Below are 25291 nucleotides of genomic sequence, written 5' to 3' on the forward strand. Positions count from 1 at the left end.
AGAACATTCGGAATTCCTGGCGCGTCCAACCGGTCGGCGACTCACAGCGACGGAGTGATCGGATGGGCGCGTTAACAGCGAGAGATCCACAGCGAATCGGGCAGTACTGGCTGGCCGGACGGCTCGGCGAGGGGGGTCAGGGTGTCGTCTATGAAGCCTATGACGAACAGGGCGCACGGGTCGCGCTCAAGGTGCTGCACGCCTCCAACGATCCCGGGTTGCGGGACCGCTTCCAGCGCGAAGTCACCGCGGCTCAGCGGGTGGCGTCTTTCTGTACGGCTCGCGTGCTCGATGCCGATGCGAACGGGGACAAGCCATACATCGTCAGCGAGTACATCGAGGGGGCGAGCCTGCGCCAGGTGGTGCGGAGCGGACGCCGGTTCACAGGAGACGATCTGCACCGGCTGGCCACCGCGATCGCCACAGCACTCACCGCTGTGCACGATGCCGGGGTCGTTCACCGGGACCTGAAGCCGGACAACGTGCTACTGGCGGCTGACGGGCCGCGGGTCATCGACTTCGGCATAGCGCGGACCGAGGAGATGTCGCTGAGCTCGGCCGGAGTGGTCGCGGGCACGCCGCCGTACATAGCCCCGGAGGTGTTCACCGGAAGGCATGCCGAGGCGGCGGCGGATGTTTTCGCCTGGGGTGCCATCATGCTGTTCGCCGTCACCGGTCAGGACGCCTTCCGGGCCGAAAGCCTGGGCGCGACGATGCATCGGGTGCTGTCGCTGGAGCCGGATCTGAGTGCGTTGCCGGCTTCGATGAGGGCCTTGGTGGCCGCGGCACTGGCGAAGGATCCCGACGCACGGCCGTCGGCGCGGGAGTTGCTGCTGGCGTTGGTGAGCGGCAGCGGAGCCGGTGCCGCTGGGCTGCTCAGCGCGGGCAGTGCGCGGGCGCGTGGGATCCGAGCACCCGAGGGGGCGGATCCGGGGCTTGGCATGTTGGCCGAACAGGCGTACAAGGCGTTGAGCAGCGCCGAGCGGGAGCTGGTGCCAGATGTCTTCCTGCGGCTGGTGGTCATCGGCGAGGACAACGTGGAGACCGCCCGCCCGGCATCGACGGCCGACCTGCTGCAGGAGCGGCCAGAGCCAGAGCGAGCCGCGGTCCAACGCATCCTGGAGACGTTCTCCTACCTGATCTCCACTCGCGAAGAGGAGATCAGCCTGTTGCGTCCGGCGGTGTTACGCGCCTGGCCGCGGCTGCGCCGATGGGTGGATGCCGATCGGGACGGACTGGCGATCCTGGACGGGCTGACCACCGCGGCCCGACACTGGGAAGAGCACGAACGCAAAGACGGGGACCTGCTTCGCGGCAATCGCCTGGAGACCGTCCAGCGATGGGCGGCCGCCGGTCGTCGCCAGCTGACGCTGACCCGGCTGGAACGCACTTTTCTTGAGGCCAGTACCCGCGCCGTGACCCGTGGCGTCAGGCAACGCCGTCTGGCTGTGATCAGCCTGGTGATTCTGCTGATCGGGGCATTGGCGGGAGCTGGTGCCGCTGTCAACGCGGCCAACAACGCCGACGTTCAGCGGTCGATAGCCGAGGGGGAGCGGACCAAGGCGGAGAAGCAGGCCAGGGTGGCTCTGTCTCGCCAACTTGCGCTGCAGAGCGCAGAACTCAGAACAGCCGATCCCAAGATAGCCCAATTGCTTGCTGTCACATCACGGCATTTTGCTCCCACTCCCGAAGCCCGCCACATCATGCTCGACATTCTCGCCGACCCGGCACGAGAAGAACTGGTCGGCCACACCAATTCCGTGAACGCGGTGGCTTTCAGTCCCGATGGGACCGTTCTCGCCACCGCGAGTGACGACGGGACCGCTCGGCTGTGGGACGTGGCCACTCGTCGGCAGGTCGGTCAGCCTCTCACCGGCCACACCGACATCGTACGTGCGGTGGCTTTCAGTCCTGATGGGACCGTTCTCGCCACCGGTGGCCTGGATAAGACCGTCCGGCTGTGGAATGTGGCCACTGGCAGGCAGGTCGGGTCTCTCACCGGTCACACCGAAGGCGTGAACGTGGTGGCTTTCAGTCCTGATGGGACCGTTCTCGCCACCGGCGGCTTGGACAAGACCGTCCGGCTGTGGGACGTGGCCACTGGCAGGCAGGTCGGTCGGTCTCTCACCGGTCACAACAATTCCGTGAACGCGGTGGCTTTCAGTCCCGATGGGACTGTTCTCGCCACCGGTGGCTTGGATAAGACCGTCCGGCTGTGGGACGTGGCCACTCGCCGGCAGGTCGGCCGCCCCCTCACCGGTCACACCGATTTCGTGAACGCGGTGGCTTTCAGTCCCGACGGGACCGTTCTCGCCACCGCGAGCGACGACAGGACCGCTCGGCTCTGGGACGCGGCCACTGGCAGGCAGGTCGGTCAGCCTCTCACCGGCCACACCAGGACTGTGCACGCTGTGGCCTTCGGCCCCGGCGGAAGCATCCTCGCCACGGTGAGCGACGATGACACCGCCCGCCTGTGGGACGTGGCCACCGGCGAGCAGCTCGGCCAGCCCCTCAGCGGCCACACCGATTCCGCGAACGCCGCGGTGGCCTTCAGCCCCAACGGTGCGACCCTCGCCACCACAGGTCGCGGCGAGACCGTCTGGCTCTGGGATGTGGCCACCCACCGCCAGATCGGCCGGTCTTTTACCGGCCCCGACTTCGCACGTGCGGTGGCTTTCAGTCCCGACGGCACGACTCTGGCCATCTCAAGGGACGACAAGAGTGCTGTCCGGCTCTGGGACAGGGAGACTCACCGCCAGATCGGCCGACCCCTCACCGGCCACACCGAATTCGTGAGCGCGATGGCGTTCAGCCCCGACGGCGCGACTCTGGTCACCGCAAGCGACGACAAGAGCGTCCGAATCTGGGACGGGGACACTCACCGCCAGGTCGGCGAACTCTCCATCGGTCCCGGCTTCGTGAGCGCGGTGGCCTTCAGCCCCAACGGTGCGACCCTCGCCGCCGCGGGTGACGACAACGCCGTCCGGCTGTGGGATGTGGCCACCCGTAAGCAGGTCGGTCAACCCCTCACCGGTCACACCAGAACCGTGAACGCGACGGTTTTCAGCTCCGATGGCACAACTCTGGCAACCGTCGGTAACGACAACACCATCCGCCTCTGGAGCGGAGTCACTCACCGCCAGATCGGCCAACCGCTTGCCGGCCGTAACTTCGCAGCGCTCACACTGGCCTTGAGCCCTCGCGGTACGACCCTCGCCACCGCGGGTGACGACAACGCCGTCCGGCTGTGGGACGTGGCCACCCGTAAGCAGGTCGGTCAGCCTCTCACCGGTCACACCGACGTCGTACGCGCGGTGGCCTTCAGCCCCGACGGGACCGTTCTCGCTACCGCGGGTGACGACGGGACCGTCCGCCTGTGGGACGTGGCCACTCGCCGACAGATCGGCCAACCCCTCACCGGCCACACCGACATCGTGAACGCTGTGGTCTTCAGTCCCGACGGGACCGTTCTCGCCACCACAGGCGTGGACAAGACCGTCCGGCTCTGGGAGGTGGCAACGCCCGCCGACCCGTTCTCCTCTCTGTGCGCCATCGCCGGGCGATCCCTCACTGCCGAGGAATGGGCGCAATATCTTCCAGAGGTGTCGTATGAAAATGTCTGCTAGCTCGAATGTCGCAGTGGTCGAAGCGTTCTGGAGCGTTTCACCGCCGCCGTATGGTCGGGCGGTTGATGGTCGAACCGAGTCTGGACACCTGGCGTGGGACCGTGCTTCCCGAGCATCTGATCGGCAAGCTGGACTTCACCGATCCCTACGCGGATGTGGTGGCGCACACGCTGTGAACGCCGATCGTGCCGCGTCCCTCGGCACCGGACCCCTGAGCGGCCGATGCCCTCGGGGACGCGGTTGTCCGTACGCTGGACGAGGCCACCGTGTCGCCGCGGTCCCGGCAGGAGTCGGAGGCGATCATCTACGCTCCGAGTGTGATCCACCGAGGGGGAGAGGGGGCTTCCATGGCCGAGGAACCGTCGAGGCTGGCCGGCCTGCTATACGAGATCGGGCTGCTCAAGCGCTACAGGCGCACGGGCTGGCTGGTCGCGGGAGTACGGGACCCGGAAAGCATCGCCGACCACTCCTTCCGGACGGCGATCATCGCAAGCGTGATCACCGCGTTGGAAGGCGGCAACCCCGAGCGCGCGGCCTTCATGAGCCTGTTCCACGACACGCAGGAGACGCGGGTCACCGACATTCCCTACCTCGCCAAGCCCTACCTGAAGGCGGCACAGAACGAGGATGTCACCGCCGACCAGGTGCGCGGTCTCCCCGGGCCCGTGGCGGAGATGGTGAGCGGCGCGGTCGGTGAGTACGAGGAGAAGACCAGCCTCGAAGCCGTCTGCGCCCGCGACGCGGACAAGCTGGAGTGCCTGATCCAGGCGATCGAGTACCGCGAGCAGGGGCATCAGAACGTGCAGCCGTGGATCGACAGCTCTCTCGCCGCGCTGAAGACGCCGTCCGCCAAACGCCTCGCGGACGAAGCACTCAGCACGGGGTCGCTGGAGTGGGTGACACGCGTGCTCAACGGGGAGCGGGACATCTGACGCTCGCCGGCCGACCTCGGGCGGGGACCTTGAGGAAGAGCGAGGCGGGTGCGTCCTGCGGAGCACGGACCTTCCCCCGGCCCGAAGGCCGGGGGAAGGTCCGTGCGGGAGCGCCCGTCTGCCAGGGCGCGCGTCCTGCCTGAGACCGGCCTGCCGCCGCGGCTCCGTGCACCGGCTCGCCGGCCGGTCGGGTCGCCCGCCGCCGCGTCCTGGACATCTACTCGGAACTCGCGCTCGCCGGTCCGCTGGAACGGATTCCGGCGCCGGACAGCCGGCGGTTGAAGGAGCTTCCGATCAGGAGCGACGGCCGCGCCGCCGGTCAACTCCTCCCGACGAAGAAGGCGGGGGTTCGCCGGTGCCAGGGCATGACCTGTTCCAGCTGGGAGGAGATCTGGAACAGCAGGTCCTCGCGGCCGTACGGGGCGATGAGCTGGACGCCGATCGGCAACCCGTTCTCGCTCTGGCAGAGTGGCAGGCTGATCGCCGGGTGGCCGGAGGCGTTGAAGACCATCGTGAACGGCCCGTAGTCGAACAGCGAGTCCAGCCACGTGGCGAAAGTGTGACCGGGGTCGTTGTAGCGCAGGGTGCCGTGGGGCGCGGGCAGGCGTCCCAGCGTCGGGGTGATCAGCAGGTCGTGCCCGGTGAGGAACATGGCCACCGATCGGGTCACTCGGTTCTGCGCGTCGAAGGCGTTCATCATGTCCATCGCCGTGTATGCGCCGGCCACTCGTATCAACTGCCGGGAGACCGCCTCCAAGTGGTCGGGGTCGGGTTGCCGGGGCGCTCGCAGCAACATCGAGGCGATCGCGACGCCTTCGGCCATCGCGCTCGCCAGCACATCGTCCCAGTCGAGCTCGGGACGGCCGAAGGTGACAGCATGGCCCAGCCGTTCCAGCATGTGCCCGACCTGGACGGCCGCCGCGGCCACCTCGCCGTCCACTTCCGCCCCCGACCAGGCCTCGGTGGTCACCGCCACCCGCAGTGAGCCGGGGTCAACGCCCAACTCGCCGGCGTACCGGCCGCTCGGGGGAGGCGCGGTGTACTTGTCGCCGACGCCAGGCCCGTGTACGGCGTCAAGCAGGTGGGCGGCGTCGCGGACGGTGCGGGTGAGCCCGAACTCGTACGCCATGCCGAGCATCGGCTCGCCCATGCCGGGACCGCACGGGACCCGGCCCCGGCTCGGCTTGAGCCCGACCAGCCCGCAGCAGGACGCGGGAACCCGGATGGACCCGGCGCCGTCGCTGGCATGCGCGAGCGGGACGGCACCGGCCGCGACCAGGGCTGCGGCGCCGCCGCTCGATCCGCCGACGCCGCGATCACGATCCCAGGGGTTGCGGGTGGGCCCGTACCTGAGGGATTCGGTGGAGAAGCTGAGCACCATCTCCGGCACGGTGGTGAGGCCGAGCGTGACCAGCCCGGCGGCCCTGAAGCGGGTCATCAGGTCGGTGTCGCGCTGGGCGGGGATGCCCGGCAGTGCCCGGCTGCCGAGGAAGAACGGCACGCCCTCGGCCACCGGTCCGTGGTCTTTGATCAGGAACGGCACCCCGGCCAGGGGGCCGTCCACAACGTGGCCGAGCGCGGGATCGAACGGGGGGAGCGCCAGCCCGTTCAGCTCGGCGTCCGCGATCGCGATGGCCTCTCGGGCGACGGCTTCGACCTCTGTGGCGGTGACCTCGCCCGCCTTGATCAGGTCACGGAGGCCGATGGCGTCAAAGCTCGCGTATTCGTGAATTTGCATGATGAGTCCTTGGTTTCGCACATCGATGACTGGGGGGTGGTCGGCGACCATCCCCTTGGCGGAATCGATGTGCTACTACGCTCGGAACATCAGGTTCATCGTGGCAGCCGCCGGCCCGGCGGTCGAACGAATTCACGGGCCCGGCAGGCCGACGGCGTTGCCGTCCGGTCGCCGTTCTCGGAAGTGCTGAGCCGGCCGTACGTTGCGCACTGGGCCCCGTTCTCGGAAGTCCTCGCCTCGAAAGGCTGTGGACCGACCTGCTCAACGCGTTGCGGTTCGGTCAGGACGACGCGGCCATGTTGAAGATCTCGAAGATGCTCTACGGGTACCGGGGGATCGTCCGAGGGCCTTCGTGCGATCTCGCCGGCCGAGGGGGTCAGGCGGCGACCTGTTCCCGGTGGAGCCGGGCGCTGCCGACGCGGCCCTCGCGCTCGCGGAGGATGGTGCGGAGCACCCGAAGGCCGTCGCGGACGGCGTGCAGGTTGCTGGCGCCGTGGATCCGGCTGCGCTCGTGGCTGGGGACCTCGCGGATGACGAGTCCGGCCTGGGCGGCGCGGATGTTCATCAGCGTCTCGATCTCGAAGCCGTCGCAGTCGAGGTCGAGCACGTCCAGGTGGCGGGCCCAGAAGGCGTTGTAGCCGTAGCACAGGTCGGTGTAGCGGGTGCCGTACAGCCGGTTGGTCATCTTGGTCAGCACCGTGTTGCCGAGCGAGCGGATCGGGCTGATGTCGTCGGATCCTCCGCCGGGGGCGCAGCGCGAGCCCTTGGCGAAGTCGGCGCCCTCGACCAGCGCGGTCACGAAGGCGTGGATCTCCTTGCCGTCGGTCGATCCGTCGGCGTCGATCATGACGATGATGTCACCGGTCGCGGCGGCGAAACCCTCGGTGAGAGCGTTGCCCTTGCCTTTGCCGGTCTGCCTGACGACACGCAGTCCGGGCCGGAGGGCCTTGGCCACGGCCACCGTGTCGTCGATGGAGTTGCCGTCGACCAGGATCACCTCGTCGATCCAGGACGGCAGGGTCGCGAAGACGTGGGGGAGGTTCTCAGCCTCGTTCATAGCGGGAACGACCACACTGACACTGAAGGCGAAAGGGGCGCTGTTCATGCGTATAAGGTCTACCGAACCGCCTGCAGAACGCTTGAAAGCCCCTTGCAAGCCCGTCCGGGGCGGAAGGCCGGTCGCCCCGACCTCCCCCTGAGGGAACGGGGAAGGTCTCTTTGCCGACGGTCAGAAAGGGAGCGTACGACCAGAGGGACTGCGCAGGTCGAGCGGTACCGGCCTGCGGGGGGGACGGGGGCGTTGCACGACCAGGATCCTTTTCACGATGCCGCTCCATTCTGGGCTGGATCACCGGGTGTTACCCATGTCAGCCCCAAGAATCACCTATCTCCGTATCACATGAAGAACACTGGCCACACGCTCCGCGGCCGTGGCGACGTCCTCCGCGTGGCCGATGCGACCGGCCCAGGACAACCAGAACCACCACTCGCCGTCGTCCTCATGGGCGGCCAGTACGTCCTCGCTCCTGGCGGGGGCCATCGGGTTGATCACATGGAGCCTTGGATAAAGCCCCGCTGCCGACCTCAGGCGTACCTGGAAGGCGTGTGCCTCCAACTGGGCTGCCAGCCGACGCAGGTGGTCGACGGCCTCGCCGCGTTCTGCCATCATCCGGATCACTCCTGGCGGACACTCGTGACTTGCCTCTTTGCAGAGTGCGGTTTCGTGGCACTTGAGGCAATCGGTCCTTCCGCAAACCCCCTCGGGATCAGTGGAATAGACCGGAAAGTCATGGATGTTCCGTGGAGAAACCGCGAATAAAGGGAATCCGGTGCACGGACGCGTTTACGCTGTGGTGCGCCCTTGTTAATGTTGTGTAAACAGCGACCGGGAGAGGGACGCCGTGGCCCGAGGTGAGCACTCGCCCGCATGTGCGCGACGCTGGCGCGAGCAGGCGGCGTCCAGGCAGTGGACCCACTGGCAGACCGCGCAGGCCATCCACGGCTGCTGCGGGGTGAGCCTGCTCAAGGCACACCGCCTGGCCAGGGGATGGTCGGCCAGGCAGTCCGTTCAGGAGCTGGAGGAGCTCTGTGAGCGCCAGGACCTGGGCGAGGCGCGGGCCAGCATCGACCTGCTCAACGCCTGGGAGAACAACCGGGCCAGACCGCGCCCGCAGACCATCGATCTGCTGGCCCGACTGTACCGCGCGAACGCCGTCAGGTTGGGCCTGGCCGGAGATTACTGCGAGGACGGCGGAGGCGCCAAGGTCGTGGTCGTCTCCGGCGGCGAGGGACGCTCGCCCTACCAGGCCGAGGAGCGGGAACGGTCCGAAGACGACATCGAGCGACGGGCGCTGTTCCACCACGCTCTGCTCGGCTCGCGGTCCGTGATGACGGGCCGGCTACTGGCCGAGGTGGAGCGGACCCGTCAGGACCTGGACCGTACGCTCGCCATCTCCACCGTCTCCGAGGAGCAGCTCGACCGGCTCGACGAGCAGGTGCTGCGTTACCGGCGCGAGTACATCAGCAGCGCGCCGGTGCCGATGCTCTACCGGCTCATGCTGGAGCTGTCGGACGTCAGGACGCTCTCCCTGACCCGTCAGCCCGCGATGGCCCAGCGCCGCCTGCTCAACGCCACGGTCATGCTGGCGCTGCTGTCGGCCGACGCGCTGATGAAGCTCGGCGACACCCGCCAGGCCCACGCCTGGTACGGCACCGCGCGCAACGCCTCCGACGACATGGGTGACGTGCGGTTGCGCGCCCTCGTCCGGGCACAGCAGGCGATGCTGCCGTACTACTACGGAGACCTGGCCGAGACCGTGCGGCTGGCGCGCGAGGCCAGGATGCTCGCGGGGAGCGCGCCCAGTTCCCCGGCGGCGCTCGGCGCGGCGGCCGAGGCGCGGGCACTGGCCCGGATGGGCGAGCACAAGGCGGCCAGGGTCGCGCTGGCCGAGGCGGAGCGGATCTTCGCCAGGATGCCTCCCGAGGGCCACGACCACCTGGCCTTCCGCTTCTCCGAGCGGCGGCTGCAGTTCTACCGGATCGGCACCCTGATCGAGCTGGGGGAGGATGTCGACTGGAAGCCGGGGCCCACCAGCCCTTCGGAACCGTACGCCATCGACCCGGTGCTGATCCTGCTCGACCAGGCGGCGCACCTGGTCCGCGACGGCAAGATCGACGACGCCTGCCATCTGGCGGAGAAGGCACTGCTTCAGGTCCCGCAGGAGCACCGCACCTCCATCGTGCTCAACCGCGCGAGGGCGCTGCTGTCGGAGGTGCCGCAGACCAGGCACAGGGCGGCGGCGGTGCGCCGCCTGAACGACCTGGTCACCGGCGCGGCTCCGGTCAGCTGATGGGGTCGCTCGCCGAGGAGGCCTTCACCGTCCTGCGGGAGGTCTGCGAGGATCTCGGCATCGATCACCGGGACGCGGAGTTGCTGCGGGTGCGCAGCAACGCCGTCTTCAAGCTGCGTAGCGAGATCGTGGTCAGGATCGCCACCGCGCCCAACGCGCTGACCCGGCTGCCGCTGGTTCTCGCGGTGGCCCGCTGGCTCGCCGAGCAGGGGTTCCCCGCGGTGCGCCCGGCCGATGAGATCTCCGAGCAGCCCGTGGTGCACGAGGGCAGGGTCGTCACGTTCTGGCACTACGTGCCGGCCAGCGGCCGCCCCACCACCACGGAGCTGGGTGAGATCCTGCGCAGCCTGCACCTGCTGCCGGTGCCGCCGATGGCTCTGCGGCGGTTCGTCGACCCGCTGTGCGAGGTGCGCCGCGCCGTGGACCGCTCCGAAGAGCTCACCCCCTGCCAGCGGGCCTGGCTGCGCGACCGCATCGCGGAGCTGACGGAGCGCTGGCTGGACCTCGGCGTGGACGACGAGCCCGTGCTGCTGCACGGTGACGCCTGGATCGACAACCTGCTGCGTTGCACGGACGGCCATGTGGTGCTCTGCGACTGGGACGGCGTCGCGGTCGGCCCCCGTGAGTGGGACCTGGTCCACACCTACCACGGCCAGCGGCGCTTCGGACTGACCGCCGCCGACGTGGACGCGTTCGCCGACGCGTACGGCAGCGATCTGCGTTCCTGGCCGGGATACTCCACTCTCATGGAGGTCAGGGACATCTACGCGGTGGGCATCCACATCCGCAACGCCGCCGCGGACCCCTTCTCCCGGCGCGAGTTGCCTCGCAGGCTCGATTCCCTCACCCGAGGTGAACAACATGCTCGCTGGTACATGGCGGAACCCGCTAGTGTCTCTCAATAAAGATCTTCAAGCGGGGACAGAGCATGCCAAAGGTCACGCTTCGTAATACTTTTCATGTCCGTAACACTCCGGAGGCGCTCCGTGCCCACCTGAGCCAGCCGCAGAGCTACATTGGGCTCTCGCCCATGGTGGTCGCGGTCAAGGACATCGAGCAGGGGGAGGCCGAGACCCGCTACACCTCGGTGGAACGCTTCAAGTTCCTCGGCGTCGTCAAGTACGACAACATGATCAAGGTGACGTTGCGGAACACGCCGCGGACCGTCGAGGGCGAGGTCGACAGTCCCGGCGGGGTGCGTCTGGAGTACCGGTTCACTCTCAGCGAGAAGGACGGGGGAACCGAGGTTGAAGACATCCTCGTGGTGCACGCCTGGGTCAGGCCGATGCTGGGCTACGCCGCGAAGAAGGCTCGCGAGGTGCAGCTCGCCCGCGCCGGGATCCTGGCCGCCCGCCTGGGTTCCGCCTCCTAGGCCTCGGCGGCCGAAGCGGGACGCGTGAGAGCGCCCACGGTCACCGGGAAGGTGATGGCGATCCTCGGCGCGTTCCTGCCGGGAGACGTGAGGCTGACGCTCACCGAGATCTGCCGCCGGGCCGAGCTGCCTCCCGCCACCGGCCACCGGCTGGTCGGGGAGCTGGTGGCGGGCGGCTTCGTGGAGCGGCTCCCCGACGGCTCCTACCGGGTCGGGATGCTCCTGTGGCAGATCGGTGCCCAGGCGGCGGAACCGCGGGAGCTGCGTGAGCTCGCCCTGCCGTACATGGAGGACCTCTACGCCGCGACCCGCGAGAACGTGCAGCTCGCGGTGCTCCGCGGCGACCGGGCGCTGTACGTGGAGCGACTGCGCGGGCCCACCTCCGTGCCGATCGTCTCGCGGGTGGCCGGAGGGCTGCCGCTGCACGCGACCGGGGTCGGCAAGGTCCTGCTGGCCTTCGCGGACCCGGAGACGGTGGAGCGGGTGCTCGCCGGGGAGCTCACCCCGCACGCGCCCAACACGGTGGTGGACCCCACGCGGCTCCGTACCGAGCTGGAGGAGGTCCGCCGGACCGGGGTCGCCTGCACGCAGGAGGAGATGTCGGTGGGCACCTGCTCGGTCGCGGTGCCGGTACGGGGGGCGGGCGGCCGGGTGGTGGCGGCGCTGTCACTGGTGGCCTGGCGGCACAGCGCCGACCCGCGCCGGCTGGCATCCGCCGTGCGGACCGCGGCCGGGGCGCTCTCCCGAGATCTCGCCGCCCTCCAGCGCTGAAAGATTTCCGCTGAACGGAAGAGTGACGCGTGCGGGGGTGGACGGTGCGGAATGCTCGACGCATGCGAACTCAGGTCGGGATCATCGGAGCGGGCCCCGCCGGGCTGCTCCTCTCCCATCTGCTCCACCTGCGGGGCATCGACTCGGTGGTCCTTGAGGCACGGAGCAGGCACTACATCGAGCAGCGGGTGCGGGCCGGGGTGCTGGAGCAGGGCACGGTGGACGTGCTCAGCGAGGCGGGCGTCGGCGACCGGATGCGCGCCGAGGGGCTGCCGCACCACGGCATCGAGCTGCGGTACGGCGGGGCCGGGCACCGCATACCCTTCGAGGAGCTCGTTCCCGGCCGGGCCATCACCGTCTACGGCCAGCAGGAGGTCGTCAAGGACCTGGTCGCCCGCAGACTGGCCGACGGAGGGAAGATTCTCTTCGACGTCCCGGACGTCGCCCTGCACTCGTTGGAGAGGAACCCCTACCTCACCTTCCAGGGGGAACGCCTCGACTGTGACGTCATCGCCGGGTGCGACGGCTTCCACGGCGTCTCGCGGCGGTCGATCCCCGAGGGTGTCCTGACGGTCTTCCAACGGGACTATCCCTTCGCCTGGCTCGGCATCCTCGCGCGGGTCCCTCCGTCGGCCAAGGAGCTGATCTACTCCCATACCGAGCGGGGCTTCGCGCTGCACAGCATGCGTTCTGAGGAGATCAGCCGCTTCTACCTCCAGGTTCCCCCGGACGCCTCGCTCGACGACTGGCCGGACGAGCGGATCTGGGCCGAGCTGCGGGCACGCCTGGAGACGGTCCCCGGGTTCACGCTGGCCGAGGGGCCGATCATCTCCAGGGACATGTCGGCGATGCGCTCGTTCGTCGCCGAGCCCATGCGCCACGGCAACCTCTACCTCGCCGGGGACGCCGCCCACATCGTGCCGCCCACCGGAGCCAAGGGGCTCAACCTGGCGGTCGCGGACGTCCGGCTGCTGACCGCGGCCCTGGCCGAGTTCTACGCGACGGGTTCCAGCGACCTGCTGGACGCCTACTCCGACAGCTGCCTGAAGCGGGTCTGGCGCGCCCAGCACTTCTCCTGGTGGATGACCACGCTGCTGCACACCTTCGACGCCGACGACCCCTACGGGCGGCGCCTGCAGACCTCACATCTCGACTACGTCACCTCCTCAGAGGCCGCCGCGACCACGCTCGCGGAGAACTACGTCGGCCTGCCCTTCGATTTCGGAGCCCGCCCGTGACCCGCACAGATCCGCACCCGCACCACCTCACCCCCGGCTATCTCAGCACCCTGCTCCGCGCCCCCTCGTACCCGCCGGTGCGACCCGCCCTCGATCCCGAGGCGGCGGAGCTGCTCGACCCGGTCTACGGCCACCGGCCGGTCGGGCCGCTGGACCACGACCTGACCAGGCAGCACGCGGGCGAGCCGATCGGCGAGCGCATCATCGTCACGGGCCGGGTCCTCGACAGCCGGGGCCGGGCGGTGCCGAACACGCTGCTGGAGGTCTGGCAGGCGAACGCCACCGGCAGGTACGCCCATCCGGTGGATCAGCACCCGGCCCCGCTCGATCCCAACTTCACCGGGTTCGGCCGCTGCCTGACCGACGCCGAGGGCCGCTACCGGTTCGTCACGATCAAGCCGGGGTCCTACCCCTGGCGTAACCACCCCAACGCCTGGCGCCCGGCGCACATCCACTTCTCGGTGTTCGGCACCGCCTTCAGCCAGCGTCTGATCACCCAGATGTACTTCCCCGGCGATCCGCTGTTCGCCTACGACCCGATCTTCCAGTCGGTCCCGGAGCCCAAGGACCGCGAACGGCTCATCTCCGCCTTCGACCTGGATGTCACCGAGCCCGAGTGGGCGCTCGGCTACCGCTGGGACGTCGTGCTGGGCGCGACCCCGTTTGAGGAGGAGTGATGTCGCAGACCCCGTCGCAGACCGTGGGCCCGTTCTTCGGGTACGCGCTGCCGTACGCCGAGGGGCCCCTCGTCGTGCCCAAGGACCATCCGGACGCGATCGAGCTGCGTGGCCGGGTGCTGGACGGTGCGGGTGAGCCGGTGGCCGACGCGCTGCTGGAGATCTGTCAGCCGGGGCTGTTCGGTCGTTGCGAGACCGGGGCCGACGGCTCCTACCGCTTCCGCACGGCCAGGCCCGACGGCTACATCCCCCTGCTGATCTTCGCGCGCGGCCTGCTCAAGCCGGTCTGGACCCGGGTCTATCTCAGCGCGGAGGCGCGGTTCCCCGCAGAGGTGGACCCGTCGCGCCGGAGCACGCTCGTCGCGACGCCGGAGGGGGAGCGGTCCCACCGGTTCGACGTCCGCCTCCAGGGTGACGGCGAGACGGTGTTCTTCGCCTACTGAGCTCAGCGTTCGCCGGGGCGGACCAGACCGTGCTCGTAGGCGTACCTGACCGCCTCGGCGCGGTCGCGCAGGGCGAGTTTGGCCAGCAGACGGTTGATGTGGGTGCCGACCGTGGACTCGGCGACGAAGAGGGTGGCGGCGATCTCCGAGTTGTTCAGGCCGCGGCCGATCAGGGTGAGGACCTCCCGCTCCCGCTGGGTGACGGTCGGCGGGAGGGGAGAGGTGCCCACATAGCCCGCCATGACCCGGGCGGTGACGGCGGGGTCCAGGGTGCCCAGGCCGCGCGCCGCCGTGCGGATCGCGGTGAACAGCTGCTCGGGCGGCGAGGTCTTGAGCAGGAAGCCGCTCACCCCCGTGCGCAGGGCCTCGTCGAGGTTCTCGTCGGTGTCGTACGTCGTCAGGATGAGGACCTTGGGCGGGTCCTGGTCGGCCAGGAGCTCGCGGGCCGCGGCGATGCCGGACATGCGGGGCATCGCGATGTCGAGCAGCACCAGGTCGGGCCCGAGACGCCTGGCTGTCTCCACGGCCTCGCGCCCGTCCGCGGCCTCGCCGATCACCCGGATGTCCGGCTGGGTGCCGATGATGAGCCGGAGCCCGCGGCGGATCATGGCCTGGTCGTCGGCCAGTACGACGGTGATGGTCATTCGGCTCTCCTTCACGGTCTCCCGCTCAACCGGCGGGTTCCTCCCCGGTGGCCCGCACCGCCAGCGGGAACGAGGCACTGACGCCGTAACCGCCGTCTCGCAGCGGCCCGGTGGCGAGCCGCCCGTGGAAGAGCGCGACCCGCTCCCGCATGCCGATCAGGCCGTGCCCGGCGCCCTGGGGGCCGGTGTGGCCGTTTCTGGGGCCGTCGTCGACGATCTCCAGGCTGAGCGTACGCGGCAGGTGGGAGACGGTGACCGTGACGCGTGCCGGGCCCGCGTGCTTGAGCGTGTTGGTCAGCGCCTCCTGGATGATCCGGTAGGCCGACAGCTCCAGCCCGGCCGGGAGCGGCCGGGCCTCGCCCTGCACGGTCAGCTCTACCTCCAGCCCGGCGGCGCGTACCTGCTCCACCAGGTCCTCCAGCCGGGCCAGGCTGGGCTGCGGGGCCAGCCCGTCCTCGCCGGAGTCGGTGCGCAGCAGGCCGAGCATGCGGCGGAGCTCCTCGACCGCCTCGCGGCCGGCCTCCTCCACCACGGTCAGCGTCTCGCGCTCGACCAACTGGTCGGGGCGGAGCATCAGCCTGGCCGCGCCGGCCTGCATGACCATGACGCTGACGCTGTGGGCGACCACGTCGTGCAGCTCGCGGGCGATCCGGGTGCGCTCCTCGGCCACGGCCTTGCGGGCGAGCAACTCGCCGCGTTCTCGCGCCTGGACCGCGACCTGCCGGTGCCGCCACACGGCGAAGCCCGTGCCGCCGGCGATCGAGGCCATCACCGCGGCCACCGCCATGTCCCCCGGGCCGAAGGGGTGGTCGACGGCCAGCATCATCGACCCGATGAAGAGTCCGGTGACCACGAGCCCGAACACGGTCTTGGGGTCTCGCGGGGAAGTCTCGCTGACCAGGGTGAACAGCAGGATGAGCTGGGTGTAGAACTGCCAGGCGGCGGCGAGGTCGCCGAAGTACGCGAAGCTCACCGCGCTCGCCAGCGAGTAGACGGTCAGGACCGTGAACGGGGCACGGCGCCGTACGAGCACCAGGGCCGCCGCGGCCATCACCGCGACCAGCCACAACGGGGACTGCTCGTGGTCGAAGGCCGACGTGCGCCCGCTGAGCTCCTCGGCGAGCCCGAACACGGCCATGACCGCCGCGATCAGCCAGTCGACGGCGGTGGGCGGGAAACGGCGGCTCATGACGCGGGGAGGAGGGGGGTGCGGCATGACGTGAGGCTAAGGGGCGGGAAGGGAGGTTGACATCCGTCTTCGGGGGGATTGCGGGTCAAGGCAGGCCTTGATGACGGTGAGGGGCACGGTACGTAGTTTTCGAGCCATGTTCACTCTTGCCAATCCTGACGCGTTCCGTCGCGGGGCCGCGGGCGTCAGCCTGATCCTCGCCCCCCTCTGCCTGCTGCTGGGCATGATCGTCGATCCCCTGGAGTTCGGAGTCGAGGACACCCTCGGCTATGCCGACAACCCCGGGGCCACCGGGGTCAGTGCGACGCTCCTGCACTACGCCTGGGTGCTCTGGGTGCCCGGCGTGATCGGCATGGTTCACCTCGTCCGGCGCAGAGGGGTCGTCCTCGCCCACCTGGCCGGGGTGGTCACCGTGCTCGGTCTGATCAACTTCTCCTCGCTGATGATCTCCGACTTCTTCGACATCGTGCTCTACCAGCAGCTCCCCGTGGAGACGGCGACGAAGATCCTGCAGGACGCCGCCCAGCCCGCGCTGATCGTCGCCTGGCAGATCCCGGGCATGGTCGGCTCCTTCCTCGGCCTGGTCCTGGTGGCCGTGGCGTACGCCCGCGCGGGGCGGGCCGGGTGGTGGTTCCCGGCCGGCGTGTTCGTCGGGCTGGTGGTCTGGCTGGTCGGCGCGCGGCTGTGGAACCCGCTGCTCGGCTACTCGGGCCCGCTTCTCCTGCTGGTCGTCTTCGGCGCCGTGGGCGTGGCGATGATCCGGATGAGCGACGAGGAGTGGAACCCGGCCCGCGCGCCGGTCGGTGCGTGACCGCTTCTCGACGGGCGGCGTGCCCGCGGGAAGCAGGCCTCACCCCGAGGGCGACCCTGATGAGGGCCGCCCTACCATCGCGGATCTTCGCGCAGGTCAGGGAGGTGGCGCGGGGACCGTCCCCGGGAGGACGGCACCATCTGGCCCCGAGATCCTTACGGGACCGTTCAGGGACGTCAGGGGGCTCTCTCCGATATTCCGGAATCTTGATCGTCGCCATCGTTGAGGCATGGGAAGTCAGGCGTTCACAGGATCTGCGATGATCTTTGGCGGTTACGCGGCGATCGGCGCCGGGGCGGCCACGATGCTCGGGCTGCACGTGGTCACCGGTCTCGACCCGGTGCACACGGTGATCAGCGAGTACGCGTTCGAGGCGGACGGCTGGTTGCTTCCCCTGTCGCTCACGCTCTTCGCCGCCGCCGCGACGATCATCGGGGCCATGCTGGCCCGGCGGGGCGAGGACCGCGCGGCGGCCCTGCTGGTCGGAATCTGGGGCCTGTGCATGTTGCTGATCGGCGCCTTCCCCACCGACGAGCCGGGCGTGCCGCTGTCGATGTCCGGTGGCATCCACAGGTACGCGGCGTTCGTGGCCTTCCTGACGATGCCGGTCGCCGGACTGCTCCTGGCCAGGCGGCACGCGGCCGGTCCGTACGCCCGCACGATCCGGCTGCTCAGTCTGGCCTCCCTGGGCGTGCTGGTCCTGGTGGTCCTCCCGTACGTGGTGCGGATGGTCGGCGTGGACCTGGCGGGCGAGGACATTCCCGCCGGGGTGACGCAGCGGCTGGTGGTGGGCTTCGAGGTGGCGGTGCTGGCCATGCTGGGCCTGATGGCCGGAACCAGGGGCCGTACCCGCCGCCCGCTCCCAGCGGCCGCTCGTGGCTGACACCCTCGCGATCCGGGGTGACCTACTCCCGGTCCGGGGGAGGCCGGAGCGCGCGAAACACGGACGGGTCCGGCTGCCGATCGGTAACCCTCGCCGCTCCTTTTCCTGACTTTTCATTATTTGTCGTACGGCTGCCCTACGCTCCGGAAGCGTCGATCAACGGAGAGGGTGGAGCATGACCGCGCGGAGCACGTACCTGGAGCTGTCCGAGGACGGCGGGAGCTCGCACAAGTTCTACGAGGTGGTGCTCGACGGGACCCAGGTGACGATCAGGTACGGCCGCATCGGCGAGTCCGGTCAGTCCAAGGCGTCGGCCTTCGCCAGCGTGGCGAAGGCCGAGGCGGCCGCCGCGAAGAAGATCAACGAGAAGATCCGCAGGGGTTACGCCCCCGCTGTGCAGGGGGTGCGCCAGCGCCGCGCGGTCACCAGGCGCAGCGTGGAGAGCGCCCGTTCCACCGCCACCCAGGCACCGGTGCTCTGGCGCTTCGCCAGCGGTGCGGCGGCGTTCGGCATCTTCGTCGACTCCGAGCGCTGCTGGGTCGGCAACCAGCGCGGTGACGTCTACACCGTCACCCACGGCGGCACCGTCACCGGCCGTTTCCGGCTCCCCGACGGGGTCAAGTGCATCGTCGGCGACGATTTCTGGATCTACGCGGGCGCCGACGACGGCAAGGTCTACGACCTCGGCGGCAAGGTTCCGAGGGTCGCGTACGAGATCGCCGAGGATGTCGACATCTACTGGCTGGACATCCACGACGGTGTGCTGGGCGTCTCCGACCGCGCTGGGCGGATCACCACGATCGACCACGAGGACGAGTTCCAGTGGGCGCGCAAGGGCAGGGGCGACTCGGCCTGGATGGTCCGCTGCGACGACGAGGCCGTCTACCACGGACACTCCACCGGGGTGGCCCGATATGACGCCGCGGACGGGGCACCGGTGTGGGAGACGCCCATCAACGGCGCGGTGCTGTTCGGCTGGCAGGAGGCCGGTTCGGTCTACGCGGGCACCTCGCGCGGCGCCGTGCACCGGCTGCGCAAGTCGGACGGCGTCAGCCAGGCGGTCTACCGCTGTGACGCCACGGTCTTCTCCTGCGCCACCGCCCCCGAAGGCCGCTACGTCTTCGCCGGTGACAATCACTCCTCGATCTACTGCTTCGACCAGGGCGGCGAGCGCCTGTGGAAGCTGGCCACCGGTTGCGGCTCCGCCTTCTCCATGCAGTATCTCGACGACCGCCTCTACATCGTGACCACCGACGGCACCCTGGCCTGCATCGACGTGGCCGAGGAGGCGATCAGGGCGGCCCAGGGGGGCAGCGTCCCCGAGTCTGTCGACGTCAAGGCGTCCGCCGGGCTGACGGTGGTGGAGCCCACCACCGCGCTGGAGACCGTGGTGCTCGACACGGTCTCGCACACCGGCGAGGGCGTGGTGGTGGAGTGCTTCCGCGAGGGCGAGCGGCTCCGGGTACGGGTGGTCAGCGAGGGCTACGACACGCGGCGGAACGTGCAGTTCCCCAAGGGCGTGCGCGAGGCCGGGGCACGCTATCTCGTCGAGGGCGTCCGCTTCTCCGAGCGGGGCGGTTTCTACCGGGCCTACGGCGACATCAGGCGCCTGCTCTGACCGTGCGGCGAAGCCGGCTCCCCGGCCGGGAGCCCGTCATGGGCCGAGACCGCTCGGCCCATGACGGGGGTGGTCAGGCCGCCGGGGCGGTCCACTTCTGGTTGGCGTTGCCGCTGCACTCCCAGATCTGCAGGCGGGTGCCGTTGGCGCTGGACTGGCCGGTGGCGTCCAGGCACTTGTTGGAGGCGGGGTTCACGATGTCGCGGGTCCCGCTGTAGGTCCACTGCTGGGCCGCGGTGCCGTTGCAGTCGTAGAGCTGGATCTGCGTTCCGTTGGCGGTGCCGGCGGCGGTGACGTCCATGCACTTGCCGAGGGCGCGGATGGTGCCGTCGGTGCCGAGGGTCCACTGCTGGGCGGCGGTGCCGTTGCAGTCGTAGAGCTGGACGGCGGTGCCGTTGGCGCTGTTGGCGCCGGCGACGTCGACGCACTTGCCGCCGATGCCGGTGATCTGCCCGGTACGGCCGCCGTTGCCGCCGCCCTGGGCGTAGACGCGGACGTAGTCGATGGTCAGCTGCTGGGGGAAGGTCGTGGAGGCGTCGGGCGAGCCGGGCCAGTTGCCGCCGACGGCCAGGTTGAGGATCATGAAGAACGGGTGGTTGTAGACCCAGGGGTTGCCCCGGGTGTCGGCGGAGGTCTTCCTGGAGTACTGGATGCCGTCGACGTACCAGGTCACCGAGCCGGGCTCCCAGTCGATGGTGAAGGTGTGGAAGGCGTCGGCGAAGGCCTGACCGCCGGGGAGGGTGTAGCTGCCGCTCAGCGGGCTGCCCCCCGAGTAGCCGGGGCCGTGCAGGCTGCCGAGCACCTGTCCCGGCACGCTGCCGACGTTCTCCATGATGTCGATCTCGCCGCTCGCGGGCCAGCCGACCGATCCGATGTTGTCACCCAGCATCCAGAACGCCGGCCACATGCCCTTGCCGCGGGGAAGCTTCATCCGCGCCTCGAAGCGGCCGTAGGCGCGGGTGAAGGTCGCGGCGGTGGTCAGCTTCCCTGAGGTGTACTCGCAGGAGCCGTACCAGCAGCCGTACCCGGCGGGGTTGCCCTTGCGCGCGGTGATGACCAGGTTGCCGGCGCCGTCGTGGGCGATGTTCTCGTTGCCGACCGTGTAGTACTGCCGCTCGTTGTTCCCGAAGCCGCCGCCACCGACCTCGCGGCGCCACTTGGCGGCGTCGGGGCCGGTGCCCGCGGCGGCGTTGAACTCGTCGGACCAGACGAGGGGGCCGGGAGCCGCGGCGACCTGGGCGGCGGTGGTCTGGGCGGTGGTCTGGACGGTGGCGGTCTGGGCGCCCGCGGCGGAGGGGGCGAGGGCGGCGGAGGTGAGGAGCATCGCCGCGAGGAGGCCGCCGATTCGCGCGAGCGGGGTTCGCGTGCGGCGTGGGCAGGGGGGCGGGCTGGTGGAGATCATCGGTACTTCCTTTCGAGCCGATGTCCGCTGGAGGGGAGATGGCATGGTCCGGTGGCCCCGTACCGGACGGTGACCGGAAAGTCACCGGTTCCCGGTCGGGGCGGACCGGTCGGGGCTCAGAAGCCGGCCGTGACGCGGGTGAACTCCCAGTTGGGCTGGGCGATGCCGCTGCACTCGGAGCTCGCGTTGCCGCCGGGGCAGGGGCGGTCGCGGTTGACCGCCCAGTAGGCGAGACGGGTCAGGCCCTTGGACTTGGCCCAGTCGCGGATCTGGGTCCAGGCCGCCACCGTGGTCAGCTCGTTCTGGTCGGACAGGCCGTTCATGCCGGAGATGCCCATCCGGGCGTACGCCTGCGCGTCGGTCCAGCCGTTGGCCGCCTTCAGCGCGTTCTTCAGGCCCTCGGAGGAACTGACCGTGGCGTTGTAGATGTTCGAGGCGCCGAAGTTGAACGGCATGATCGTGTAGTTGTCGATCGGCACGGCCAGTGCCTTGGCCTGGTTGATCAGGCGGATACCGGCCGCGCTCGGGCCGCCGGTCCCGGTGCCGAAGGTGACGGCGATCTTGACGTTGGGGTTGTTCTGCTTGACGATCTTCAGGCCGTTGAGGATGCGGTCCTGGACGGTGTAGTTCTCGAACTCGTCGCTGTTCTCGATGTCGAAGTCGACGACCGCCGGGCCGACCGCGTTGATGACCTGCTGCACCGCTCCCGCGTAGGCGGCCGGGGTGGAGCAGTTCGGGCCGAGCTTGTTGCCCGACCAGCCGCCGAAGGAGACCTGGACGCTGCCGCCCGCGGCCTTGATCTGGTTGATCGCGGTCTGGTCGGCGCCGCCGGTCAGCGGCCTGGAGCCGTCCCAGCGCGGGGTGCAGCCGCCGCCGGACAGGATGAACGCCATGGTGAAGGACTTCACGCCGGTGGCACTCATGACCGTCGCCGGGTTCGGCGGGTTGCCCCAGCCCATGTAGAGGTACGGAGCTCCGGCCATCTTGCCCGGGGGAGTCGTGGGAGGGGGACCGCCGTCGCTCGGGGCGGTCCACTTCTGGTTGGCGTTGCCGCTGCACTCCCAGATCTGCAGGCGGGTGCCGTTGGCGCTGGACTGACCGGTGGCGTCCAGGCACTTGTTGGCGGCGGGGTTCACCAGGTCGTTCGCGGCGCTGTAGGTCCACTGCTGGGCCGCGGTGCCGTTGCAGTCGTAGAGCTGGATCTGCGTTCCGTTGGCGGTGCCGGCGGCGGTGACGTCCAGGCACTTGCCCAGCGCCCTGATGGTGCCGTCGCCGTTACGGGTCCACTGCTGGGCGGCGGTGCCGTTGCAGTCGTAGAGCTGGATCGCGGTGCCGTTGGCGCTGCTGGCGCCGGCGACGTCGACGCACTTGCCGCCGATGCCGGTGATCTGCCCGGTGGCGGCGGCGGCCGGTGACGCGACCGTCACACCGGCGAGGGCGAGGGCGACGACGGTGAGCATCCCGCCGAGGGTGGTCGGGAGCGGCGTGCGACGGCGCCGGGGAGGCGACTGTCTGGCGGCCATACGCGGATTTCCTTCCGTCTTGGGGGGCGTGCGGGGGGCCGGACATGACGAGCGTGCTTTTGCGAATGGCCGTACGTGACCCGGTGGGCCTGACGTGTGGCGGCGCGCCGCTCGGCGTGCCCTGAGGTCCTGCCGCGACGGATACGGCAGGGGGAGGCGAGATCTTGCCCGGAAGGGGAGCGGTCGGCGCGCCTCGCATCCGCCAACGCCCCGCGTTGGAGAGAGCGAGTCATGGGGGGTCCCTTCAAGGCAAGGTCTCGCTTGCCCGGGACCTTAGGTCAGACTTCGTTCTCCAGTCAATACAAGAGGTAAAAAAAGTCGCACAGTCCGATTCGCCCGCCCGTGCGAAACGCTGTGATCTGTGCGGAGGCGCGAGGCGGCGACCTGCGGATGGGACCGTTCCAGGGGGTGGTCCCTGTCAGAGGGGTCCGTCAGAACGCCCGCGATCCGCTGACGGCGCGCGCGGGGATCGTGCGGCGTCGGCGGCCCGTTCGCGGAGGCCACCGGGCCTGTCCCCGTCGGGGTCCCGTGCGGCACCGGCGGCCTCCTGCCCGGAAGCCGCCGGCGCCGAGGGCTTCTCACCCGCCGTCCGGATCATCCGGTACGGATCAGGGGCGACCGCCGGAGCCGTCGAGCCCGGCGCGGCGCAGGGCGTCGGCCATCGCGCCGCTCGGCGCGTTACGCTGCCGGCCCCCGCGGTCCTGCCGCTGCCGGTCGCCGCGTCCCTGCCCGCCGCCTTGCCTGCCGCCGTCGCCCTGGCGCTGACCGCCACCGCCACCGCCCTGCTGGTCGCGCTGGTCGCGCGGTCCTCGCGGGCCGGACGGCTTGACGTCGTCGTCCAGGCGCAGGGTGAGCGAGATGCGCTTGCGGGGGATGTCGACGTCGAGCACCTTCACCCTGACGATGTCACCGGGCTTGACCACCTCGCGCGGGTCCTTGACGAAGTTGTGCGACAGCGCCGACACGTGCACCAGGCCGTCCTGGTGCACGCCGACGTCGACGAAGGCGCCGAAGGCCGCCACGTTGGTGACCACGCCCTCCAGCAGCATGCCGGGGGTGAGGTCGGAGAGCTTCTCCACGCCCTCCTTGAAGGTCGCCGTCTTGAAGGCCGGGCGCGGGTCACGGCCCGGCTTCTCCAACTCGGAGAGGATGTCGGTGACGGTCGGCAGCCCGAAGGTGTCGTCCACGAACTCCGCCGGGCGCAGGGCCCGCAGCACCGTACCGTTGCCGATCAGGGTGGTGATGTCACCGCCGGTGCTCTGCAGGATGCGCCGCACCACCGGGTAGGACTCCGGGTGCACGCTGGAGGTGTCGAGCGGGTCGTCGCCGCCGCGGATGCGCAGGAAGCCCGCGCACTGCTCGAAGGCCTTCGGGCCGAGCCTGGCCACGTCCTTCAGCGCCTTGCGGGAACGGAACGGGCCGTTGGCGTCGCGGTGCTGGACGATGTTCTCGGCGAGCCCGGAGCCGATGCCCGACACCCGGGTGAGCAGCGGTGCCGATGCGGTGTTGACGTCGACGCCGACCGCGTTCACGCAGTCCTCCACCACCGCGTCGAGGGAGCGGGAGAGCTTGGTCTCGGCGAGGTCGTGCTGGTACTGGCCGACGCCGATCGACTTGGGGTCGATCTTGACCAGTTCGGCCAGCGGGTCCTGGAGCCGCCGGGCGATCGACACGGCGCCGCGCAGCGACACGTCCATGCCGGGCAGCTCCTGCGAGGCGAACGCCGAGGCGGAGTAGACCGAGGCCCCGGCCTCCGACACCACGACCTTGGTCAGCCCGGGGACCAGCTTCACCAGCTCGCCCGCGAGCTTGTCGGTCTCGCGCGAGGCGGTGCCGTTGCCGATGGAGACGAGTTCCACGCCGTACTTCTTCGCCAGCGTGGCGAGGGTGGCCAGCGACTGGTCCCACTGGCGGCGCGGTTCGTGGGGGTAGATCGTGTCGGTGGCCAGCACCTTGCCGGTCGCGTCGACCACCGCGACCTTCACGCCGGTGCGCAGCCCCGGGTCCAGCCCCATGGTCGCGCGGCTCCCCGCGGGCGCGGCGAGCAGCAGGTCGCGCAGGTTCGCGGCGAACACCCGGACCGCCTCCTCCTCGGCGGCCTGCCACATGCGCGTCCGCAGGTCGATGCCGAGGTGGACGAGGATGCGGGTGCGCCAGGCCCAGCGGACCGTGTCGGCCAGCCACGCGTCGGCGGGCCTGCCCTGGTCGGCGATGCCGAAGCGGTGCGCGACGCGGCCCTCGTAGGTGCCGGTGGGCTCCGGCTCCGGCTCCAGGGTGAGGGTGAGGACCTCCTCCTTCTCCCCCCGGAACATCGCCAGGATCCGGTGCGAGGGCAGCTTGGTGAACGGCTCGGCGAAGTCGAAGTAGTCGGAGAACTTGGCGCCCTCCGCCTCCTTGCCCTCGCGGACCGCGGCGACCAGGCGCCCCTTCGTCCACATCCGCTCGCGCAGCTCGCCGACCAGGTCGGCGTCCTCGCCGAACCGCTCGACCAGGATCGCGCGGGCACCGTCAAGCGCGGCGGCGGCGTCGGCCACCCCCTCGCCGACGAACGCCTCCGCCGCGGCCCGCGGGTCGACCGACGGGTCCGCCAGCAGGCCGTCGGCGAGCGGTTCGAGCCCCGCCTCCCTGGCGATCTGCGCCTTGGTCCGCCGCTTGGGCTTGTAGGGAAGGTAGATGTCCTCCAGGCGGGCCTTGGAATCGGCCGCCATGATCTGTGCCCGCAGGGCGTCGTCGAGCTTGCCCTGGCCTTCGATCGATTCCAGGATCGCGGTGCGCCGCTCCTCCAGCTCTCGCAGATAGCGCAGCCTCTCCTCCAGAGTGCGCAGCTGCGTGTCGTCGAGCATCTCGGTGGCTTCCTTGCGGTAGCGGGCGATGAACGGCACGGTGGCGCCGCCGTCGAGCAGGTCCACCGCCGCCTGCACCTGTCGCTCGCGCACACCCAGCTCTTCGGCGATCCGCTGATGAATAGACGTGGTCACGATCTCTCTTCCTTCTTGATGGCGGTCCCAAGCTACCGCCTCACCTCCCCGGCGGGTCGGAGAGCCGGAGGCGGGAATCACGCGGGAGCCGGAAAA

General features: G+C 69.9%; 20 protein-coding genes. 12 read left to right on the top strand and 8 right to left on the bottom strand.

Annotated elements, in window-relative coordinates; all coding sequences use genetic code 11:
- Positions 1–62: 62 nt before the first annotated feature.
- The gene (locus ABT061_RS23005) at positions 63–3626 is read left to right on the top strand and encodes a protein kinase domain-containing protein (protein ID WP_350921225.1); all 3564 of its coding nucleotides are present in this window, start codon (positions 63–65) and stop codon (positions 3624–3626) included.
- A 347-nt stretch (positions 3627–3973) separates the two neighbouring features.
- Positions 3974–4558 carry an HD domain-containing protein gene (locus ABT061_RS23010; RefSeq protein ID WP_350921227.1) on the top strand — a complete coding sequence of 195 codons (585 nt, stop codon included), beginning with the start codon at positions 3974–3976 and terminating at the stop codon, positions 4556–4558.
- Between the two features lie 319 nt (positions 4559–4877).
- Here ABT061_RS23010 and ABT061_RS23015 read toward each other — a convergent pair whose 3' ends face one another.
- The 3 genes from ABT061_RS23015 to ABT061_RS23025 form a co-directional block, all read right to left on the bottom strand.
- Positions 4878–6296 (bottom strand): amidase, encoded by a 1419-nt coding sequence (locus ABT061_RS23015; RefSeq protein ID WP_350921230.1) that lies wholly within the window; start codon positions 6294–6296, stop codon positions 4878–4880.
- Positions 6297–6672: 376 nt separating this feature from the next.
- Positions 6673–7401 (bottom strand): glycosyltransferase family 2 protein, encoded by a 729-nt coding sequence (locus ABT061_RS23020; protein WP_350921232.1) that lies wholly within the window; start codon positions 7399–7401, stop codon positions 6673–6675.
- A gap of 279 nt (positions 7402–7680) precedes the next feature.
- Positions 7681–7965 (bottom strand): hypothetical protein, encoded by a 285-nt coding sequence (locus ABT061_RS23025; protein ID WP_350921234.1) that lies wholly within the window; start codon positions 7963–7965, stop codon positions 7681–7683.
- 232 nt (positions 7966–8197) lie between these two features.
- Here ABT061_RS23025 and ABT061_RS23030 point away from each other — a divergent pair, with 232 nt between their 5' ends.
- The 7 genes from ABT061_RS23030 to ABT061_RS23060 all read left to right on the top strand — a co-directional run bounded on the left by ABT061_RS23030 (position 8198) and on the right by ABT061_RS23060 (position 14147).
- Positions 8198–9646, top strand: coding sequence for a helix-turn-helix domain-containing protein (locus ABT061_RS23030; protein WP_350921237.1), 1449 nt, complete (start codon positions 8198–8200; stop codon positions 9644–9646).
- Positions 9646–10551 carry a phosphotransferase enzyme family protein gene (locus tag ABT061_RS23035; RefSeq protein WP_350921239.1) on the top strand — a complete coding sequence of 302 codons (906 nt, stop codon included), beginning with the start codon at positions 9646–9648 and terminating at the stop codon, positions 10549–10551. The genes ABT061_RS23030 and ABT061_RS23035 overlap by 1 nt, the downstream gene beginning before the upstream one ends.
- A 23-nt stretch (positions 10552–10574) precedes the next feature.
- A complete protein-coding gene (locus tag ABT061_RS23040) occupies positions 10575–11018 on the top strand; it encodes an SRPBCC family protein (protein ID WP_350921241.1) in 444 nt (147 codons plus the stop codon).
- Between the two features lie 24 nt (positions 11019–11042).
- Positions 11043–11789, top strand: a complete 747-nt coding sequence (locus ABT061_RS23045; RefSeq protein WP_350921243.1) for an IclR family transcriptional regulator — start codon at positions 11043–11045, stop codon at positions 11787–11789.
- A gap of 62 nt (positions 11790–11851) precedes the next feature.
- On the top strand, positions 11852–13027 hold the full coding sequence (locus ABT061_RS23050; protein ID WP_350921245.1) for a 4-hydroxybenzoate 3-monooxygenase: 1176 nt from the start codon (positions 11852–11854) through the stop codon (positions 13025–13027).
- Entirely contained in the window at positions 13024–13704 is a 681-nt protein-coding gene (gene pcaH, locus ABT061_RS23055) for a protocatechuate 3,4-dioxygenase subunit beta (protein WP_350921248.1), read from the top strand. The genes ABT061_RS23050 and pcaH overlap by 4 nt, the downstream gene beginning before the upstream one ends.
- Positions 13704–14147, top strand: a complete 444-nt coding sequence (locus ABT061_RS23060; protein ID WP_350921250.1) for a peptidase associated/transthyretin-like domain-containing protein — start codon at positions 13704–13706, stop codon at positions 14145–14147. Before pcaH ends, ABT061_RS23060 begins: the two co-directional genes overlap by 1 nt.
- Before the next feature lie 2 nt (positions 14148–14149).
- Here ABT061_RS23060 and ABT061_RS23065 read toward each other — a convergent pair whose 3' ends face one another.
- A complete protein-coding gene (locus ABT061_RS23065) occupies positions 14150–14791 on the bottom strand; it encodes a response regulator (RefSeq protein WP_350921253.1) in 642 nt (213 codons plus the stop codon).
- Between the two features lie 25 nt (positions 14792–14816).
- The gene (locus tag ABT061_RS23070; RefSeq protein WP_350921255.1) at positions 14817–16007 is read right to left on the bottom strand and encodes a sensor histidine kinase; all 1191 of its coding nucleotides are present in this window, start codon (positions 16005–16007) and stop codon (positions 14817–14819) included.
- Between the two features lie 109 nt (positions 16008–16116).
- Here ABT061_RS23070 and ABT061_RS23075 point away from each other — a divergent pair, with 109 nt between their 5' ends.
- The 3 genes from ABT061_RS23075 to ABT061_RS23085 all read left to right on the top strand — a co-directional run bounded on the left by ABT061_RS23075 (position 16117) and on the right by ABT061_RS23085 (position 19292).
- On the top strand, positions 16117–16791 hold the full coding sequence (locus ABT061_RS23075) for a hypothetical protein (protein ID WP_350921258.1): 675 nt from the start codon (positions 16117–16119) through the stop codon (positions 16789–16791).
- Positions 16792–17050: 259 nt separating this feature from the next.
- Complete coding sequence (locus ABT061_RS23080) at positions 17051–17674, top strand: DUF998 domain-containing protein (RefSeq protein ID WP_350921260.1); 624 nt, start codon at positions 17051–17053, stop codon at positions 17672–17674.
- A gap of 175 nt (positions 17675–17849) precedes the next feature.
- Positions 17850–19292, top strand: a complete 1443-nt coding sequence (locus ABT061_RS23085) for a WGR domain-containing protein (protein ID WP_350921262.1) — start codon at positions 17850–17852, stop codon at positions 19290–19292.
- A gap of 73 nt (positions 19293–19365) precedes the next feature.
- Here ABT061_RS23085 and ABT061_RS23090 read toward each other — a convergent pair whose 3' ends face one another.
- The 3 genes from ABT061_RS23090 to ABT061_RS23100 all read right to left on the bottom strand — a co-directional run bounded on the left by ABT061_RS23090 (position 19366) and on the right by ABT061_RS23100 (position 25195).
- Entirely contained in the window at positions 19366–20694 is a 1329-nt protein-coding gene (locus ABT061_RS23090; RefSeq protein WP_350921265.1) for an RICIN domain-containing protein, read from the bottom strand.
- A 116-nt stretch (positions 20695–20810) separates the two neighbouring features.
- On the bottom strand, positions 20811–22217 hold the full coding sequence (locus ABT061_RS23095; protein WP_350921266.1) for a ricin-type beta-trefoil lectin domain protein: 1407 nt from the start codon (positions 22215–22217) through the stop codon (positions 20811–20813).
- Between the two features lie 608 nt (positions 22218–22825).
- Positions 22826–25195 carry a Tex family protein gene (locus tag ABT061_RS23100; protein ID WP_350921267.1) on the bottom strand — a complete coding sequence of 790 codons (2370 nt, stop codon included), beginning with the start codon at positions 25193–25195 and terminating at the stop codon, positions 22826–22828.
- Positions 25196–25291 lie beyond the last annotated feature (96 nt).

This window comes from Streptosporangium sp. NPDC002544, from assembly GCF_040295965.1.
GTDB lineage: Bacteria > Actinomycetota > Actinomycetes > Streptosporangiales > Streptosporangiaceae > Streptosporangium.